We start from the raw sequence: 1,107 nt of genomic DNA, 5'->3' as shown, positions 1-1,107 counted from the left end.
CGGCGAGCCCGGTCCTCCGGCGGATGGGATGATCCTGCCGGAGTCAGTCTCCATTGCCGCACGGGCTGCAGTCTCGGGTTATACCCAGGTCACTGACGACGGTACGCCTGTCTCCGGGTGGATGCCCGCCGAAACCCAGGACCTCGTATTCGTGCTCCGAAACGACGGCGGCGGCTGGAAAATCTACTCGGTGCATGAACCCGAGTATGACGAGCGGTGAGCCCGCTGGCAGACCCGTCGGCAGGGCTCGTCGACAGACCCGCAGGCGGGCCGCAGGGAAGGTTACTTGCCGCGTGAGCCGCGCACCCAGTCGGCAAGGTCCCTGGAGGTCGACTGCTCGAAGGTGAATCCGGCGCCGGTCAGGACGCGCGGCTGCATCCTCATACTGGTGAGCAGCAGCTCTTCGGCAAGTTGGCCCCCAAGCGTGCTGAGCACCTTCCGTGGAACCCGCAGCCGGCTAGGGCGGTGCAGCGCCTCGCCCAGATCGGCGATGATGGTGCCTGCATGGGCGGGTTCCGGCGCGCACAGGTTGACCGGGCCTTCAACGGAAGCGGTCAGCAGGAACTCCATGGCCCGCACCTGGTCGATCATCGTAATCCAGGGCCACCACTGCTGTCCGGAGCCGATCGGCCCCTCTCCGGGTGGATGCCCGCCGAAACCCAGGACCTCGTATTCGTGCTCCGAAACGACGGCGGCGGCTGGAAAATCTACTCGGTGCATGAACCCGAGTATGACGAGCGGTGAGCCCGCTGGCAGACCCGTCGGCAGGGCTCGTCGACAGACCCGCAGGCGGGCCGCAGGGAAGGTTACTTGCCGCGTGAGCCGCGCACCCAGTCGGCAAGGTCCCTGGAGGTCGACTGCTCGAAGGTGAATCCGGCGCCGGTCAGGACGCGCGGCTGCATCCTCATACTGGTGAGCAGCAGCTCTTCGGCAAGTTGGCCCCCAAGCGTGCTGAGCACCTTCCGTGGAACCCGCAGCCGGCTAGGGCGGTGCAGCGCCTCGCCCAGATCGGCGATGATGGTGCCTGCATGGGCGGGTTCCGGCGCGCACAGGTTGACCGGGCCTTCAACGGAAGCGGTCAGCAGGAACTCCATGGCCCGCACCTGG

Annotated in this window: 3 protein-coding genes; 1 reads left to right on the top strand and 2 read right to left on the bottom strand. The window is 67.0% G+C overall.

Annotated features, from left to right (window positions below; translation table 11 throughout):
- Positions 1-220: hypothetical protein (locus tag Y705_RS22535; RefSeq protein ID WP_162149104.1), on the top strand; the 220-nt coding region annotated here is incomplete at its 5' end.
- Between the two features lie 62 nt (positions 221-282).
- On the opposite strand, the gene Y705_RS0115605 is transcribed toward Y705_RS22535, so the two are convergent.
- Complete coding sequence (locus tag Y705_RS0115605; RefSeq protein WP_081738116.1) at positions 283-720, bottom strand: DUF1731 domain-containing protein; 438 nt, start codon at positions 718-720, stop codon at positions 283-285.
- Positions 721-806: 86 nt separating this feature from the next.
- Positions 807-1,107, bottom strand: a 301-nt coding sequence (locus Y705_RS23335; RefSeq protein ID WP_253908659.1) for a DUF1731 domain-containing protein, incomplete at its 5' end; no start/stop codon positions are given.

It is taken from the genome of Arthrobacter sp. H41 (assembly GCF_000520535.1).
Lineage (GTDB): Bacteria > Actinomycetota > Actinomycetes > Actinomycetales > Micrococcaceae > Arthrobacter_D.
This window is presented reverse-complemented; position numbering and strand designations above follow the sequence as displayed.